The following is a 14,802-nucleotide window of genomic DNA, read 5'->3' as shown; positions in this document are numbered from 1 at the left end:
ACACTTTCCTCACTACACATGCGAATGACGATAGCTGCTGCGCCGGAGTTCGCGACGCCCAGTTGAACTTAAAAGACCAAGGCTTTCTCACCGGCTCGAATCGAGCCGCGAGCCGGCTGCTGCAAATAGTCGTGCACCACCTTTCCGAGGCCGAGCGTAAGGTCGGCGCGGATGTGGACGGCAGAGATGATCTCCAGGACCGGAAGGTCGGCAACGGGCGCCAGGGCGTGGGGCGCCAAGGCGAGGGCCGCGGGTCCGGCCCAGGCACCCTTCAGCACGATGTCTTCGAGATGATATTGGACGAGTTCGCAGATGCGGGAGCTGCCGTCGACATGTGGGATGATCTTGAGCAGGAAGTTCGGCTCGTTCAGGGCCGCCTTGATTTTCGACAAGTCGGCCGCGCGATGCTTGTAGCCCATCGTCCCGGTCGCAACCCGGAGCGGGCCGTAATCCAGCGTGCCGATCAATGTGTCGATCTCGGTTCGCAATGTCGGCTGGGCGAGCTTCTTCGGAAAGCCCCATAGCTCGCGCCCGCCCGCAATGGGGCCTTCGTCGTTGAGGAACATGCAATGCGTATAGCCGCCCTTGCGTCCGCGGAAGGAGACGGGGATGACCTGTCCGCTTTCCGTGTAATCGCCAAAGCCGTTCGAATCCGGCATGCGAATGAATTCATACTTGACCAGAGCTTCTCGCACGTCGACCTCAAGCGGCTCAGGAACCACCGCCTGGAGCTTGGCCGGATCGGTGCGATAGGTGATGATCAGGTATTCGCGATCGACGAACCGGTAAGGCCCGGGCGGATACGCCGGGTTGGTCAGCGGCATCGCAAAGGCTCGTTGTTTCACGTCAATCTCGCGCATTTGTGCTCTCCAGGCGGTTGGGGTGGGGCCTACTCGCGGCCGTCTTGTTCGAGATCAAACGTGAAGACCCCGTCGGGGCTCGAAGGCCGCGCGAGCACCTCGGGATGGCGCAGCGTGCGCAGCGCGTCGTGGTAGCCGGCTTGCCAGTGGTCCTGCATCGAAAGGCGCGAGAATTCGTAATCCTTGGAGTGCCCCTCGTGATTGCGCGCGCGATAGATCAGATGGACGATGTTGTAGACGTTGCGGGACACTGCCGTGCTGAGGAGTTTTACGTTCTCGTGCTGGCTGAGATCGTCAGGCAGTCGGCCAAGCAGATCCGTGAGTGCGCGCCGCAGGCGCTGCACGCGCTTGAATTGGTCGGTGCTGGCGCGGGTGCGGCTGGAATACTGGATCTCCTTGTGTCGCGTGACGACTTCAGCCATGTTGCGCGGAAGTTGACCGCGGGCGCTCCAGAGGTCGACCTGGAAGGCAAGCATGTCCTGCGGGGCATCAGACTCGATCACCCATTGCAGCGGTGTGTTGGAGACGAGACCGCCGTCCCAATAGTGCTCCCCCTCGATTTCCACGGCAGGGAAGCCCGGCGGCAGCGCGCCGCTTGCCATGATATGCTCGGGCCGGATCGTATGGGTCGTGTTGTCGAAATAGACGAAATTCCCTGTTCGTACGTTGACCGCGCCCGCGCTGAAGCGCGTCGTTCCATCATTGAGACGATCGAAGTCGACAAGGCGCTCCAGCGTCGTCTTGAGTGCGCGTGTGTCGTAAATACTGGTCGCATCGTTGGCGCCAGCGAGCTGCAGCCAGGGTGGGATGGGGCGGGCGGAAAAAAATCCGGTTGCGCCGCACGCCGCTGCCAGGCCGGCGCTCATTTGATTGATGAGGTTGCGCGTGTTGTCGCTCTTCGCCCAATCAAGGAAAGGTGTTCCGGATAAGTCCCAGGGCGCCGTTGAAGTGACCTGGGTCCAGAAGTCGCGCAGGCGCTCGACACGGGACTCAGGCGGGTTGCCCGCGATGATGGCGGCGTTGATGGCTCCGATCGAAATGCCGGCGACCCAATCAGGATCAATGCTGGCTTCGGCCAAGGCTTCGTACACGCCCGCCTGATAGGCGCCGAGCGCGCCACCGCCTTGCAACAGCAGCGCGATGCAGTCAAAGGGTAACCGTCGTTGCGCGGAAAAGAGCTCGGATCGAGGCTGGAAGTTCATGGTGCGGTTGCTCTTGAGTTTTGCGAAGTGAACACGCGTTTCAGCGCTGGCTTGCGCTCTGCTTTCCAACTCTGCGCGGCTCGAGCATCACTTCCTTCAAATGGTCCCCGGCGGCGACGACGACCACGAAATTCAGCCTGCCTTCTTGTCTCACGAGACCACCGGCGAGCGCACTGCCGGCCGCAGCTCTTTCGGCGACTTGCACCGCATCCGACATTTCCTGCTTGCTCCATTTCAAGGCAGTCATCTTGGCGAGATCGTCCCGATCGAGCTCCTTCAGGGAAGACGCCAGCTCCTTGCCCGTGAAGCTTCCGGTATTTGCATCGATGGCGTTCTCCCACACGTTTTCATTTCTCATCGTGCGAACGCGGTAGACGGGTGGGTTGGCGAGTTCAAAGCTGATGTCGGCAGTCTTCGAGCCGTCATGCAGACGCTCGGCGATCTCCATTGCCCGGCTGAGCGGGACTCGTATGGTGCGGAATTCCGTGAGTACGCGCCGGATCGCAGCGTCCTCGGCTTCGCTTTGCGCCGTCGCGCTCGGCCCGTCCCCGTCTGCGGGATTTTGTGCCACGTCGGCAACCGCGCCGGTCGTCGTGAGCGCAGCGGACCATACAATCAGGGCAAACAAATGCTTCTTCGACATTGGTGAACCTCGTTTAGATTGGTCGACCGCCTACCAAAGGCGAGTGAGGGCGAACGTATCGCTGCAAGAGCTGTGGCCTGCCGAGCCGCAAGATCCCGCAGTGCCATGCGGTGTCGCGCGCCGCGCGGCTTGCCGTCGTTTCTCGGCAGATAGGTGAGAAAGCTTGTGGGTTATCTCCGGCGAAGCCAATACAATGGAATTTCGGGAGACGTCCTCGACCGCCGACTGTGCAAGACTGTTGCGCGGTTGTGGGGGCATCGTCACGGGAGAAACCTCGTCTTCATCGGTTTGAACGTCCGAGCCCGTGTTTTGAATCGTATCGGGTGCATGGTCCGGCTGCGTAGTGGCTGCGGCGATCTCCTTGTCAGCGGATGACGGCAGGAGCTGATTGGTATCGATCACGACTCGCTCCGGTCCCTTGAGGCCGGAGTGGACGCGAATTGAAGGCCGCACAGCATCTGGTCCGGCAAAGTGGTCCGGGAGCTGCACCGGCAGCACCCAGTCGGTCGCCAGAAGCAAGCAGACCAGGGCGCTGCCAACCGTAAGAAAATAGCCGCGCAAGGGAAGGCCGTGATCAGTCGATCGGCTCGCGCGCATGAACTCGAGGGATCGTCGGTTCACGGCACGCGTCGCCTGGCAGCGGAATAATTCAGTCTCATTGTCGGATACTCCAAAGGGCGCGATGCCGGCTCGCGTGCTCGGCATTTGCCACTTCAAAACTTCGGCGATGTTCGGCACGCCAGGACTCCGGATGCCGTCTCACGCGGTGTGCGCGTGATATTCGATTTCGTCGGGCGCAACGCCTCTGCGCGCCAGTTCGGACTCGATCATGTCGAACATGCATTCGAGCGGCGCGAGCCAGACGTTGACCCAGTAAATGATGCTGTTGCGGGCCATCAGCAGAGCTGGCGTCATGCGAATGTCCTCCGTTCCTGGCCAAGCCTGACGGTACTGAGCCGGCGGACGAGGGTTCGGACCCACGCGACCATCGAGATCGTGATGCCGAGCAGCAGGCTCAGGACCACGAGACACAAAGCGAGGACAACGTTCAGCGACGCCGCGGCGAGCCCCGGTAAGGGGTTTTCACGCATCAACGCGAAGAGAAGAGTTGACATTCTCGACCTCATTAATAAACTATACCGTATATTTCATATAAAAACATGCTTCATGGTTGATGTCAAAGGCAAGGGCCTCACAAACGCGTTACGGCGAAGCGAGGCTCCGCTCCGGCGAACCAGAAGCTTCAAGCGGTGAGAGGATTCGACGTGATGAGATTGACGCTGGCGCTGTTCATCGGCGCGGGGGTCGTGGCTGCGAGCTCAGCCGCGTCCGCCCAGGAGAACCGTGGCACTCCGGAGCAGAGAGCGGCCTGTGCGCCCGACGCCTTTCGTCTGTGCAGTGTCTACATTCCCGATCCGTCGGGAGTAGAAGCCTGTCTGCGGCTCAGGAAGTCGGACCTCAGCGAAGCGTGCAAAACAGTGTTCGAGCAGGCGAGCACCGGATCAGACAGGGCCAAATAGAAGCAGCTTCGCAGGGGCGAGATCAGATCCGCGTTGATTGCATCAATCCTTTTGGAAACAGGAGCGACATAATGAGTACCATGTACATACCGGCTTTGGCCGCCTTCGGCGGCTCTGCGTTCGGATCAGTTTCGACCATCGTGAGTGGATGGTTCAGCCGACGACGTAAATTGCGTGAGCGTCATCACGCCCGCTCGTTCTCGAAGCGTGAGCGGCTGTATCGCAGCTTCATCGAGGAAGCATCACGGCTCTACGCCGAGGCCCTGATCAATGATCAGGCAGAAATTCCGCAGCTCGTCAGTCTCCATACGCTGGTGGGACGAATGCGGATTCTCTCGAGCAACGAGGTTGTTCAGGCCGCCGAGCGCACCGGGCGTCTGATCATCGAAACCTATCTGTCGCCAAATCGCACGTTTGTGGATCTGCCCAACTTCATCGAGGAAATAGATCCATTGCGCGATTTCGGCGAAGCTTGCCGTCGCGAACTCATGAACCGGCCAGCTCCGTGAGAAGCGTGATGCGGGAGCAGATTGACGACCGGACCAGGAATGCGGGCGGGCGCCGCAGGATCGTGCGGGCAGCCAAGGCCCTCTATTGTCAGATCGGTCACAACAAGACCACCGTGGCCGACATCGGCCGGAGCTTGTCGATGTCCTCAGCCAACATCTATCGCTTCTTTCGCTCAAAACAGGCGATCGAGGAGGCTGTCGTAGGTGAATTGCTCGATGAGATCGTGCGCGCGGCAGCCGAGGCGGGTCGGTGCTGCGGCGCCTGACCGCAATCCTGAAGGCGATTGCCGAGTGTAACGAAGGTCGACCCGCAAGGGACCGGAGACTGCAGGACCTTTTGGCCTCGGCGGTTCGGCAGAATTGGTCCGTCGTCCTCGCCTACGAGGACCAGATCAGGGGGGTGGTCCGGCCAGTGATCGGCACCGGTCAAGAAAACGGGGAGTTGCGGGACGGCAGTCCGATGGCATTGACCTGCTGCCTTCTGGAGGCCCTTGATGTCTACCTCAATCCCTCGCGGACCGGAGTGACGACGCTTCGGCCGAGTTTCGAGGAAATGTTGAGTTTCTGTACGGGTGCGTTGCGCCGCACGCCGTCGGTGCAAGCGCTCGATATGGCATCGCACCTGGAGATAGCGGTGGGCCGCTGACGGATCGGCTCGGGCGGCCCCGCGATCAGACGGCAGGCCTGCAACTAGTGGTACCAGTCCGACTCGCACGCCGCCAGGAAGAAGCCGACCCGTTCGCGCACGAAACCGGGAAGCTCCTTCTTCAGGTCTTTCGGCGTCTCGCCGATGAGCGAGCGAAACAGCATCGGCAGCAGGACCAGGTCAAGGAAGATCTGCGCCGTGGCGCGGCTTCGTTTGGCGCTGAACGGTCCCCTTGGTGTACGGGCAAGCTTCTGGGTGGCGTTATCCAGCCACTGCGACACCGCAGCCAGGGAGCGATCGCGCGCGGCGTCGTGGACGTTGCGGCTCAGTTCGGGAAACCGCTGAGATTCGGCGATCGTCGCCCGGACCATGCCCAGCGACTCCTCGATAACCCTATCGACAATGGCGATTCCGAGGCTCATCAACTTGTCCTCGATGGTGCGGCCTTCGGGCGAGAAGCCCTCAAAATCCGTCAGCCCGTCGATGCTGCGAGCCACCACGGCCGCGAACAGTGCTTCTTTGCCGGGGAAATGAGCATAGATGGTCGGCTTGCTCGCGGGAGCAAGTTCGGAAATGTCGTCGATGCTTGCGCTGCGGAAGCCTTTTTCGAGAAACAGTTGCTGGGCTGCATCGAGAATTCGCGCCTGCGCGTCGCCGGCAAGATCCTTGGGCGGTCTGCCTCGCTTCGTCTTCTTCATTCTTGGACCTCCAAAATCACGAATCTGTGCGCGTCGGTTTCCCACTTGACACGGGCTGCAAAGAAAGGCAAGAAAAAGAAAATATACGGTATAGTTTATTAAGTGGGGCTCGATGGTTGCGGGCCTGGCGAATGCTCCTGCGAGGATCAGGCTCGCATAGGTGGGGCGTTCGAGCCCAATCGTCCGAGCAAAATGAGGAGAGTGTCGTGACTATCTTGAGCCCAGACCGGTCCGGCTTGCCGGAGCGCGTTCTGTTGCGCGAACTGCATCACAGGGTCACCAACGGGGTTGCCTTCGCCATCGATGTTGTCTCCGCCGCCGCCGTTCGGGTCGAGGGGAAGGAAGCCAAAAGCGCACTCAGCGATGTCGTGGAGCTGCTGCACGGTTATGCCGACGTGCATCGCGCTCTGGCGATGCCTGCGGGAGATACGCTGATTCACGCCGCCACCTACATTCGCAAATTGGAAGGTGGCATGCGCCGAGCGCTGCTGGACCGGATGAACATTCAACTGGCCTTCGCGACTCACTGCCTCGCGCTTCAGCCGGAGCGCTGCTGGCACCTGGGGCTGATCGTCCATGAACTCGTGATGCACGCGGCTAGGCACGCCTGCTTCGACGGGCGGGCCGGGCAGATCAAGGTCAAGCTGACGCGCGCCGGCGCCCTGGTGAATTGCGTCGTTCTGGACAACGGCTCGCGCCCGGCGCGCGACGTCTCTGACCGCGAACTGCGAACAGCGAGAGATCTTGCCAGGGCTCTCGGCGGCCGGATCGAGCAAGGCTTTGGCGTCGAATTCACCTCGATTGTCCTCTCTTTTCCGCTCAGCGAACGCGAACTGGGTCCAAACCGGTCAATCGCGACGCGCCAGGCGAGGGCTCCGCGCCGCACGAGAGCTGCCGCTTCAGACAAAGTGGTGTTGAAGGCCAGCGCAGCGGCCGATCATCAATGCGGGCCTACCGCTGCGATAGACCCGTTTGCGGGATTGCTGTGCCAGCACGACCGCGAGCTGGCCCTCCCCTGTCGGTCCGCCGATGTCCTTGGCGGGCTGCTGTCGCCTTCCCATCCTGCGGACGCGTCATGACAACCCATTCTTCCAATCCGACCGATCCGCTTCGGACGCTCCCTGCGGCCAAGGCCCTCGTCGCGGCGGCCGTGCTTGCCGGCGTCGCGCTGAGCGGCTGCAACGACCGCGCGTCACAGACGGCCGCGCGCGCCACACTGGTCCGGACCACGATCGTGCAGCCGCGCGACCGGCAAGCCTCTCTCACGCTGACCGGGGAGATCCAGGCGCGCTTTCGTGCCGATCTATCTTTCCGCGTCAGCGGACGCGTGGTTGCCCGTACCGTGGACGTCGGTGCTCACGTCAACAAAGGCGACGTTCTCGCCCGTCTCGAGCCGGCGGAGCAACAAGCCGACGTCGATGCCGCGACCGCGGCAGTGGCCTCGGCCGAAGCCCAGCTGCGCGTGGCGAAGGCTACCTTCGAACGTCAGAAAGCGCTCATCGCAAGCGGCTTCACCACCCGGACCGTGTACGACCAGGCCCAGGAAGGTTTACGAACCGCAGAGGGCGTGCTGGAAGCCGCCAAGGCCCAACTGGGCACCTCCAAGGATGCGCTCGGCTATGCCGTCCTGCGCGCTGAAGCCGACGGTGTCATTACCGCTCGAAACCTCGAGGTCGGCCAGGTCGTTCCGGCTGCCCAGCCTGTGTTCTCGCTTGCCCAAGATGGGGGGCGGGATGCCGTCTTTGAGGTCTATGAATCCGTATTTCTTGGCGAGACCGACAGCCGCCGCATCACGCTGGCGCTGGTCTCCGATCCCGCCGTGACCGCGACGGGTGAGGTGAGAGAGATCTCACCGTCGATCGACGCGAAGAGCTCCACGATCCGCGTCAAGGTGTCCATCGACAATCCGCCGGCCGCGATGACGCTGGGCAGCGCCGTCGCCGGAACTGTCAAGACGAAAGCTCAGAAGGACATCACCTTGCCCTGGAGCGCGCTGATGGCCGCAGGCAGGAGGCCTGCCGTCTGGACCGTAGACCCGAAAACGAAGACTGCGTCGCTGAAGTCCGTCACGGTCGGCGCTTATGAAGCCGGTCAGGTGCTGATCAAGGCAGGCCTCGAGCCCGGCGAGCGCGTCGTCGTCGACGGCGGCAAGCTTCTGAGTGTCGGCCAGTCGGTCACTGAGGAGGGAGATCAGTCATGAAGCGACAGGTCATGATGATCGCTGGCACGCTCGCGGCGGCCTCGTTGCTCACCGACTGCCAGCAGGAGATGAACGCGCCGGAGCCCGTGCGCCCCGTGCTCTCAATGGTGGCCAAGCCGAACAGCGGTGACAGTACGGTTGCTGTCGGCGTCGTCGAGCCGCGCTACAAGACCAACCTTGGTTTTCGCGTGCTCGGACGGCTGACTTCGCGCCCGGTCTACGTTGGCGACATCGTCAGCGAAGGACAAATCATCGGGACGATTGATCCCACTGCACTCGATCTCGCCGTTCGCGCGGCCAAAGCTCAACTTGCGAAGGCCGAGGCGCAGTTTGCGACGGCCAAGGCCACGGAGGAGCGGCAACGCACGCTCATCACCAGCGATGCGACCACCAGGCAGACGCTGGATAATGCCGAGCAGGCCCGCGCCGGCGCCGAAGCAAGCGTCGCGCAGGAGCAGGCGAACCTGACCAAAGCCATCGAGCAACTCGGCTATGCCCAGATCAAGGCCGACTTCGGCGGTGTCGTCACCGCCGTCGGCGCGGAAGTCGGCCAGGTGATCTCGCCCGGTCAAACCGTAGTGACGGTCGCGCGGCCGGACATTCGCGAGGCGGTCGTCGATATCGGGGAAGACCTACCAGTGCCGCTCGAAGTCGGTCTCCCGTTCACCGTCAGCCTGCAGCTCCTTCCCGCGGTTCAGGTCGAAGGCAGCATCCGCGAAATCGCACCGCAGGCCGATGCGGTGACGCGGCTGCGACGTGTCCGGATTGCGCTCGACAACCCGCCCGAAAGCTTCCGTCTTGGCGCGACCGTCACGGCAAAGCTCGGGAAGGACCAGAGCAAGGTCTTGCGCCTACCCGCATCAGCGGTGCTCGCCCGGGACGGCGCAGATTTCGTCTGGGTGGTCGATCAGTCCGCCGGCACCGTCTCGCTGCAGAAGATCGATGGTGTCGCCGAACAGGCGGGCATCCGCGTCACCGGCGGACTTGCCGCCGGCGCCCGCGTCGTCACCGCCGGAGTCCACAGCCTCAAGCCCGGACAACACGTCCGTATCGAACAGGATCAAGAGCCATGAAGTCGTTCAACCTTTCGGACTGGGCGCTCGGCCATCGTTCGCTCGTCTGGTATTTCATGATCGCCTTCATGGCGGCCGGCCTGTTTGCCTATCTCCAGCTGGGACGACAGGAGGATCCTGACTTCACCATCAAGACCATGGTGATCCAGGCGCAGTGGCCGGGCGCCTCGCCCGAGGAGATGACGCGTCAGGTCACCGACCGGATCGAGAAGAAGCTGGAGGAACTGGAATCGCTCGACTACACCAAGAGTGTAACGGTCGCGGGTCAGGCCACCGTCTTCGTCTACTTGCGCGATTCGACCAAGGCGGCCGACGTCAAGCCGACCTGGGTGCGCGTCCGAAACATGATCGCAGACATCAGGGGCGATTTCCCACAAGGCGTGATCGGGCCCGGTTTCAACGACCGCTTCGGTGACGTCTTCGGCAACGTCTATGCCTTCACCAGCGACGGCTTGAGCCAGCGACAGCTCCGCGATCAGGTCGAGGATGTCAGGGCCAAGGTGCTGACGGTGCCCGATGTCGGCAAGGTTGACATTCTCGGCGCGCAGGACGAGGTGATTTATCTGGAATTTTCTACCCGCAAGATCGCAGCGCTCGGTCTCGACGTCCACGCCATCATGAATTCGCTCCAGGGCCAGAACGCGGTGGCGCCCTCCGGCGTGTTCCAGGAGGGGCCGGAGCGGATCAGCGTCCGCGTCAACGGCCAGTTCACCTCGGAGGCGAGCCTGAAGGCGGTCAATCTGCGCATCAACGACCGCTTCTTCCCGCTGACCGATGTCGCGACCATCACGCGCGGCTATGCCGATCCGCCGTCAACCCTGTTTCGGTACAACGGTCAGCCCGCCATCGCCCTCGCGATCGGCATGAAATCCGGCGCCAACCTGCTGCAGTTCGGCAAGGCGCTGAAGGAGGAGATGACGAAGATCATCGCCGACCTGCCGATCGGCGTCGGCGTCCACCTGGTTGCCGACCAGCCCGTCGTGGTCGAACATGCCGTCTCGGGCTTCACCGAAGCCCTGTTCGAGGCCGTGATCATCGTGCTCGGCATCAGCTTTCTGAGCCTGGGCATGCGAGCCGGTCTCGTGGTCGCCATCGCCATTCCGCTCGTGCTCGCGATCACCTTCGTCGTGATGGCCTATTGCGGCATCTCGCTGCAGCGCATTTCGCTGGGCGCCTTGATCATCGCGCTTGGCCTCTTGGTCGACGACGCCATGATCGCGGTCGAGATGATGGTGGCGCGGCTCGAGATCGGCGATCCCCTCGAAAAGGCGGCAACCCACGTCTATACGTCGACCGCGTTCCCGATGCTGACGGGAACGCTTGTCACGGTTGCTGGCTTCATCCCGATCGGGCTCAACAGCAGCAATGCCGGCGAGTTCACGTTCACGCTGTTCGTCGTGATCGCGGTGTCGCTGATCGTCTCCTGGATCGTGGCCGTCTTGTTCACGCCGTTGCTCGGCGTCACCATTCTGCCAGCGAAGATGAAGGGACACCACGAGCAAAAGGGGCGCGTCGCGCAGATGTTCGCGCGCCTGCTGCTGTTCTGCATGCATCACCGTTGGAGCACCGTCGCTGTCACGGCCGGGGCCTTCCTGCTCGCCCTGTTCGGCTTGCAGTTCGTGCAGCAGCAGTTCTTCCCCTCGTCCGACCGTGCCGAACTCGTGATCGACTGGAACCTGCCACAGAACGCTTCGATCACCGAGACCAATACCCAGATGGCGCGCTTCGAGCGCGAGCAGTTGCAGGGCAATGACTCCATCGAGCACTGGTCCACCTATGTCGGCACCGGCGCGCCGCGCTTCGTTCTGTCGTTCGACCTGCAGACCGCCAACACCTGGTTCGGTCAGCAGGTGATCGTGACCAAGGGCGGCATCGCCGCGCGCGACAAGCTCAAGTCGCAGTTCGAGGACTATTTGAGGAAGACGTTCCCGGGCACCGACACCTACGTCAAGCTGCTCGAGGTCGGCCCTCCCGTGGGACGTCCGGTGCAATACCGCCTGAGCGGCCCCGACATCGCCGAGGTACGCAACCTCGCGCAGAAGCTCGCAGGCGTCATCCGCAGCAATCCTGACCTCGGCAATGTGGTGTTCGACTGGATGGAGCCGGCGCGCGTCGTCAAGGTCGACGTGCTCCAGGACAAGGCACGCCAGCTCGGCGTGACCTCGGAAGATATCGCCACCACCCTGAACTCGGTGCTTCAGGGCTCGCCGGTCACGCAGGTGCGTGACAGCATTTATCTCGTCAACGTCACGGGACGAGCGACCGCGCCGGAGCGCGCTTCGATTGATACGCTGCGCGACCTGCAGATGACCGGGCTCGGCGGCCAATCGGTGCCGCTCGGCGCGGTCGCCAATCTGCGCTACGAGCTGGAGCAGCCCACGATCTGGCGCCGCGCCAGGATCCCGACGATTACTCTCAAGGCCGCCGTGGTCGGCAACGTTCAGCCGAAGACGGTCGTCGACCAGCTCGCGCCGAAGGTGGCGGAATTTACCAAGCAGCTGCCCGCGGGCTACTCGATCAAGATCGGCGGCTCGGTGGAGGAGAGTGCCAAGAGCCAGGGGCCGATCGTCGCGGTCGTACCCTTGATGCTGTTCATCATGGCGACCGTGCTGATGGTGCAGCTGCAGAGCTTTTCGCGCCTGTTTCTGGTGTTCGCTGTCGCCCCGCTCGCGCTGATCGGCGTTGTCATGGCCATGCTGCCAAGCGGCGCGCCGCTGGGCTTCGTGGCCATCCTCGGCGTGCTGGCTCTCATCGGCATCCTGGTCCGGAACTCCGTGATCCTGATCGTGCAAATCGAGGATCTCAAGAAGGAGGGCAGGCCCGCCTGGGATGCCGTGGTGGAAGCAACCGAGCACCGCATGCGACCAATCTTGTTGACCGCGGCCGCCGCAAGTCTCGCGTTGATCCCAATCGCACGCGAAATTTTCTGGGGGCCGATGGCCTATGCCATGATGGGTGGGATCATCGTCGGTACGCTGCTGACGCTGCTGTTTCTGCCGGCGCTGTATGTGGCGTGGTTTAGAATTCATCCTGATCACAGCGATCAACTGCATGGGGCCGATGCTCCGGTGCACGAAATCGCCGCGCCCGGGCGAAGCTCCCCGCGCGATGCGTCAGCGCCGACCCTTGAGCCGCAATTCTAGCAAGGGAGACGCTATGTCCCGAAAGAAACCGTTGACGCTGGCTACGACGTTCGCAGCGATTTCGCAGGTGCCAGGTGCGGCGTTTGCGCAATTGCCGCCGCCTCGTGCTGCGGATACGATGCCAATAGCACCTGTTGCTACGCCCCACAGCGCTACCGGCGCGTCCTCATCTCCGATTAGCTCCCGCTCATCCTCCCAAGTATGCTCATGGATATCGTAGGCGCCCTGGCTTGGCTGGTTCGTGTGACGAAAACCGGCTCGATTTCAGCAGTGGCACGCAGGATCTTTCCCTCGATCAGTATTTGGGCGTCCGTCCTCTGTGTCGAACTGCGTAGCTCGGTCTATGTTGGTTCCTAAGTCCCACTTCCGATGGTGCCGGTCTTCCAATGTGCTCGCGCAGAGGAATTTTCAATTCTGCGCGTAGCTGAATTGGTGGGTTTTGGTCTATGAAGGTCGAAAATGCTCTATCTTTCAACGGGGATTGACTGACACTCTCTCCGTCACATCATTCGGCTGACAGCGGCTCGCCCGATATCGTCCAGCTTTCTCCTGTCAAAGATCGCTATCCGCAAGGTCTTGAAAGAGGTGTAATCGTCGGGCTTCGCGCCGATCCAGATGCCGGGAAGCATCATCGGCAACCGCTCGCCATGCAGCGACGTCGCCTGGAGGATGAGGTTTTCCGGGGTCAATGCCCCCGTAAAATCAGGCTGATCTGCACACCGAGGATCTCTGGTGTAGCCACATGCCGCTCGTCGTCAGATTGCGGCTGTCGCTGCCACGATGGTGTCGCGCAGCCAGCGATGGGCCGGCACGTCGTCGAACCGGCGGTGCCACATCATGACGCTGCGCAGCCTGGGAGTGTCGAATGGAAGCTCGTGGATCTCGATGGCATGGGCCCGACGAAACTCCTGCGCGAGCTTGCGCCCGAGGATGGCGATCAAGTTGGATTGGACCAGAACAGCACCAGCGGACAGATAGGGCACGTCAAGTGCAACGGTGCGGGTCTGCGTCAATGCCTGATCGATGAACTCCAGATCCTCGCCACTTGAGCTGATCGCAAGATGGGGCGTTGCTGCGAGGGCCTCGACCGTCAGCTTCTTCCGTAGCGCGGGGTGGCCGCCTCTCAAAGCCGCGACATAGCGATCATCGATCAATAGCCGCGAGGCAAATCGCTCGCCGGCTGCTTCCCTCGCGGCGATCGCGAGATCGAGTTCGCCGCGATCGAGCCGATCGGCAAGATTGAGCGTGCCGCTCGGGACCAACGACAACCGCACTTTCGGCGCCTGGGCGCGGACGGCGGCCACGATAGGGCCCACCGCGACGACTGCGGCATAATTGTTGACCGCGATGGCAAAGCGCCGGTCGGCCGTGGACGGCTCGAAGCTGTCGCCTTCCACTGCGAGCTGGAGCTCGTTGAGCGCTTTTCGGACCGGTAGCGCAAGCTGCTCGGCCCGCGGCGTCGGCATCATTCCCGACGGCGTGCGGACGAACAATTTGTCCTTCAGCGCGTGTCGAAGCCTGTTCAGCGCGTGGCTGACTGCGGGTTGGCTGATCGAAAGCGCATCGGCCGCCCGCACGACGCTTCTCTCATGCAGTACGGCGTCAAATACCAGCAGCAGATTGAGATCGAGATTGCGAAGTCTCATGGCGGACTAGATGCACAACGTGAATTGAGAGATAAAGGCAATTCATTTGAATAATAGCCTGAGGAACGCCAGTTTCCCAGCATGTTCTTCGTCAGTCACACCGCGACGCCCTCGGCGCGGCCCAATGCAAGGATCATGGTCGTGCTGATTGCCGGCCCGGAACCGTCGACCCTAGCGCCGGAAGATCTGGCGCCCTGGCGGCAGCTAATCCCCTCCGCAATGTGGGCTCTCATCGGCCTGACCCAGGTCAACCGGACCACGATTCTCGACAATATCGCCGCGCTGATGAAGCGAAGGGCGGCCAACCCCCGGCGGTTGATTCTCCTCGGTTGTGGCGAAACCGGGCGTCGAGCGTTCGAGCTCGTCGCCCAAGGTACGATCGACTGCGCAGGGATCGTCGCGATCGACATACCCTGCCACCCGCTCTCGTTCGCCATCGTTCCAACGCCTACGGCTATCCGCCTCGTCGTGCATCACCACGGCTCGGGGCGGGCCGGAGATGGCCTCGTCGAGCAATTGCAGCGCGCGGACATTGACGTTCGCGTCATCGGACTTGGTGCTGTCGCCGCCAACAAATCAGCGACAATCGCGAGCGCCGCGGAAGCCTTTGTGCTGGAGCTGGCCGCGATGGTCGGTCGTCACAGCGGACACGGAGCTTGAAG

The 14,802-nt window shown here is 62.3% G+C and carries 18 protein-coding genes; 9 read left to right on the top strand and 9 right to left on the bottom strand.

Annotated elements, in window-relative coordinates; translation table 11 throughout:
• Positions 1-68: 68 nt before the first annotated feature.
• The 6 genes from ACVWZM_RS01840 to ACVWZM_RS01815 are packed head-to-tail and all read right to left on the bottom strand — an operon-like array spanning position 69 to position 3,820.
• On the bottom strand, positions 69-860 hold the full coding sequence (locus tag ACVWZM_RS01840) for an acetoacetate decarboxylase (protein ID WP_456851625.1): 792 nt from the start codon (positions 858-860) through the stop codon (positions 69-71).
• A gap of 29 nt (positions 861-889) precedes the next feature.
• The gene (locus ACVWZM_RS01835) at positions 890-2,062 is read right to left on the bottom strand and encodes a DUF3734 domain-containing protein (protein ID WP_456851623.1); all 1,173 of its coding nucleotides are present in this window, start codon (positions 2,060-2,062) and stop codon (positions 890-892) included.
• A 40-nt stretch (positions 2,063-2,102) separates the two neighbouring features.
• Positions 2,103-2,705, bottom strand: coding sequence for a PepSY domain-containing protein (locus ACVWZM_RS01830; RefSeq protein ID WP_456851621.1), 603 nt, complete (start codon positions 2,703-2,705; stop codon positions 2,103-2,105).
• A 30-nt stretch (positions 2,706-2,735) separates the two neighbouring features.
• Positions 2,736-3,443 carry a hypothetical protein gene (locus tag ACVWZM_RS01825; protein ID WP_456851619.1) on the bottom strand — a complete coding sequence of 236 codons (708 nt, stop codon included), beginning with the start codon at positions 3,441-3,443 and terminating at the stop codon, positions 2,736-2,738.
• Positions 3,444-3,464: 21 nt separating this feature from the next.
• The gene (locus ACVWZM_RS01820) at positions 3,465-3,620 is read right to left on the bottom strand and encodes a hypothetical protein (protein WP_456851617.1); all 156 of its coding nucleotides are present in this window, start codon (positions 3,618-3,620) and stop codon (positions 3,465-3,467) included.
• Entirely contained in the window at positions 3,617-3,820 is a 204-nt protein-coding gene (locus tag ACVWZM_RS01815; RefSeq protein WP_141340181.1) for a hypothetical protein, read from the bottom strand. Before ACVWZM_RS01815 ends, ACVWZM_RS01820 begins: the two co-directional genes overlap by 4 nt.
• A 153-nt stretch (positions 3,821-3,973) precedes the next feature.
• Between ACVWZM_RS01815 and ACVWZM_RS01810 the strand changes: the two genes are divergently transcribed.
• The 4 genes from ACVWZM_RS01810 (at position 3,974) to ACVWZM_RS01795 (ending at position 5,380) form a co-directional block, all read left to right on the top strand.
• On the top strand, positions 3,974-4,225 hold the full coding sequence (locus tag ACVWZM_RS01810) for a hypothetical protein (protein ID WP_141340180.1): 252 nt from the start codon (positions 3,974-3,976) through the stop codon (positions 4,223-4,225).
• A gap of 71 nt (positions 4,226-4,296) precedes the next feature.
• On the top strand, positions 4,297-4,734 hold the full coding sequence (locus ACVWZM_RS01805) for a hypothetical protein (protein WP_456851615.1): 438 nt from the start codon (positions 4,297-4,299) through the stop codon (positions 4,732-4,734).
• Between the two features lie 8 nt (positions 4,735-4,742).
• Positions 4,743-5,000, top strand: coding sequence for a TetR/AcrR family transcriptional regulator (locus tag ACVWZM_RS01800; RefSeq protein WP_456851614.1), 258 nt, complete (start codon positions 4,743-4,745; stop codon positions 4,998-5,000).
• Positions 4,985-5,380, top strand: a complete 396-nt coding sequence (locus tag ACVWZM_RS01795) for a hypothetical protein (RefSeq protein WP_456851613.1) — start codon at positions 4,985-4,987, stop codon at positions 5,378-5,380. The genes ACVWZM_RS01800 and ACVWZM_RS01795 overlap by 16 nt, the downstream gene beginning before the upstream one ends.
• A gap of 44 nt (positions 5,381-5,424) precedes the next feature.
• On the opposite strand, the gene ACVWZM_RS01790 is transcribed toward ACVWZM_RS01795, so the two are convergent.
• Complete coding sequence (locus ACVWZM_RS01790) at positions 5,425-6,078, bottom strand: TetR/AcrR family transcriptional regulator (RefSeq protein WP_141340178.1); 654 nt, start codon at positions 6,076-6,078, stop codon at positions 5,425-5,427.
• Between the two features lie 206 nt (positions 6,079-6,284).
• Here ACVWZM_RS01790 and ACVWZM_RS01785 point away from each other — a divergent pair, with 206 nt between their 5' ends.
• Genes ACVWZM_RS01785 through ACVWZM_RS01770 form a run of 4 tightly spaced genes read left to right on the top strand, consistent with a single transcriptional unit; the run spans position 6,285 to position 12,494 of the window.
• A complete protein-coding gene (locus tag ACVWZM_RS01785) occupies positions 6,285-7,157 on the top strand; it encodes a histidine kinase dimerization/phosphoacceptor domain -containing protein (protein ID WP_456851610.1) in 873 nt (290 codons plus the stop codon).
• Positions 7,154-8,278 carry an efflux RND transporter periplasmic adaptor subunit gene (locus ACVWZM_RS01780; protein WP_456851608.1) on the top strand — a complete coding sequence of 375 codons (1,125 nt, stop codon included), beginning with the start codon at positions 7,154-7,156 and terminating at the stop codon, positions 8,276-8,278. The genes ACVWZM_RS01785 and ACVWZM_RS01780 overlap by 4 nt, the downstream gene beginning before the upstream one ends.
• The gene (locus ACVWZM_RS01775; protein WP_168857420.1) at positions 8,275-9,351 is read left to right on the top strand and encodes an efflux RND transporter periplasmic adaptor subunit; all 1,077 of its coding nucleotides are present in this window, start codon (positions 8,275-8,277) and stop codon (positions 9,349-9,351) included. Before ACVWZM_RS01780 ends, ACVWZM_RS01775 begins: the two co-directional genes overlap by 4 nt.
• Positions 9,348-12,494 carry an efflux RND transporter permease subunit gene (locus tag ACVWZM_RS01770; RefSeq protein ID WP_456851606.1) on the top strand — a complete coding sequence of 1,049 codons (3,147 nt, stop codon included), beginning with the start codon at positions 9,348-9,350 and terminating at the stop codon, positions 12,492-12,494. The genes ACVWZM_RS01775 and ACVWZM_RS01770 overlap by 4 nt, the downstream gene beginning before the upstream one ends.
• Before the next feature lie 500 nt (positions 12,495-12,994).
• Here ACVWZM_RS01770 and ACVWZM_RS01765 read toward each other — a convergent pair whose 3' ends face one another.
• Both ACVWZM_RS01765 and ACVWZM_RS01760 read right to left on the bottom strand, forming a co-directional pair.
• Positions 12,995-13,183 carry a hypothetical protein gene (locus tag ACVWZM_RS01765; RefSeq protein ID WP_456851604.1) on the bottom strand — a complete coding sequence of 63 codons (189 nt, stop codon included), beginning with the start codon at positions 13,181-13,183 and terminating at the stop codon, positions 12,995-12,997.
• A 66-nt stretch (positions 13,184-13,249) separates the two neighbouring features.
• Positions 13,250-14,140, bottom strand: a complete 891-nt coding sequence (locus ACVWZM_RS01760) for a LysR family transcriptional regulator (RefSeq protein WP_141340174.1) — start codon at positions 14,138-14,140, stop codon at positions 13,250-13,252.
• Between the two features lie 81 nt (positions 14,141-14,221).
• Here ACVWZM_RS01760 and ACVWZM_RS01755 point away from each other — a divergent pair, with 81 nt between their 5' ends.
• Entirely contained in the window at positions 14,222-14,800 is a 579-nt protein-coding gene (locus ACVWZM_RS01755) for a hypothetical protein (protein ID WP_141340173.1), read from the top strand.
• Positions 14,801-14,802: the final 2 nt, after the last annotated feature.

This window comes from Bradyrhizobium sp. USDA 4501, assembly GCF_054062115.1.
The sequence above is the reverse complement of the archived record's forward strand: the minus strand, read 5'-3'. Positions and strand labels throughout refer to the sequence as shown.

What these genes read in the sequence shown, in the direction of transcription:
- ACVWZM_RS01755 (WP_141340173.1), top strand. Translation starts at nt 14,222, where the DNA reads ATGTTCTTCGTCAGTCACACCGCGACGCCCTCGGCGCGGCCCAATGCA.
- ACVWZM_RS01840 (WP_456851625.1), bottom strand. Translation starts at nt 860, where the DNA reads ATGCGCGAGATTGACGTGAAACAACGAGCCTTTGCGATGCCGCTGACC.
- ACVWZM_RS01820 (WP_456851617.1), bottom strand. Translation starts at nt 3,620, where the DNA reads ATGACGCCAGCTCTGCTGATGGCCCGCAACAGCATCATTTACTGGGTC.
- ACVWZM_RS01790 (WP_141340178.1), bottom strand. Translation starts at nt 6,078, where the DNA reads ATGAAGAAGACGAAGCGAGGCAGACCGCCCAAGGATCTTGCCGGCGAC.
- ACVWZM_RS01780 (WP_456851608.1), top strand. Translation starts at nt 7,154, where the DNA reads ATGACAACCCATTCTTCCAATCCGACCGATCCGCTTCGGACGCTCCCT.
- ACVWZM_RS01800 (WP_456851614.1), top strand. Translation starts at nt 4,743, where the DNA reads ATGCGGGAGCAGATTGACGACCGGACCAGGAATGCGGGCGGGCGCCGC.
- ACVWZM_RS01815 (WP_141340181.1), bottom strand. Translation starts at nt 3,820, where the DNA reads ATGTCAACTCTTCTCTTCGCGTTGATGCGTGAAAACCCCTTACCGGGG.
- ACVWZM_RS01770 (WP_456851606.1), top strand. Translation starts at nt 9,348, where the DNA reads ATGAAGTCGTTCAACCTTTCGGACTGGGCGCTCGGCCATCGTTCGCTC.
- ACVWZM_RS01805 (WP_456851615.1), top strand. Translation starts at nt 4,297, where the DNA reads ATGAGTACCATGTACATACCGGCTTTGGCCGCCTTCGGCGGCTCTGCG.
- ACVWZM_RS01830 (WP_456851621.1), bottom strand. Translation starts at nt 2,705, where the DNA reads ATGTCGAAGAAGCATTTGTTTGCCCTGATTGTATGGTCCGCTGCGCTC.
- ACVWZM_RS01835 (WP_456851623.1), bottom strand. Translation starts at nt 2,062, where the DNA reads ATGAACTTCCAGCCTCGATCCGAGCTCTTTTCCGCGCAACGACGGTTA.
- ACVWZM_RS01810 (WP_141340180.1), top strand. Translation starts at nt 3,974, where the DNA reads ATGAGATTGACGCTGGCGCTGTTCATCGGCGCGGGGGTCGTGGCTGCG.
- ACVWZM_RS01760 (WP_141340174.1), bottom strand. Translation starts at nt 14,140, where the DNA reads ATGAGACTTCGCAATCTCGATCTCAATCTGCTGCTGGTATTTGACGCC.
- ACVWZM_RS01775 (WP_168857420.1), top strand. Translation starts at nt 8,275, where the DNA reads ATGAAGCGACAGGTCATGATGATCGCTGGCACGCTCGCGGCGGCCTCG.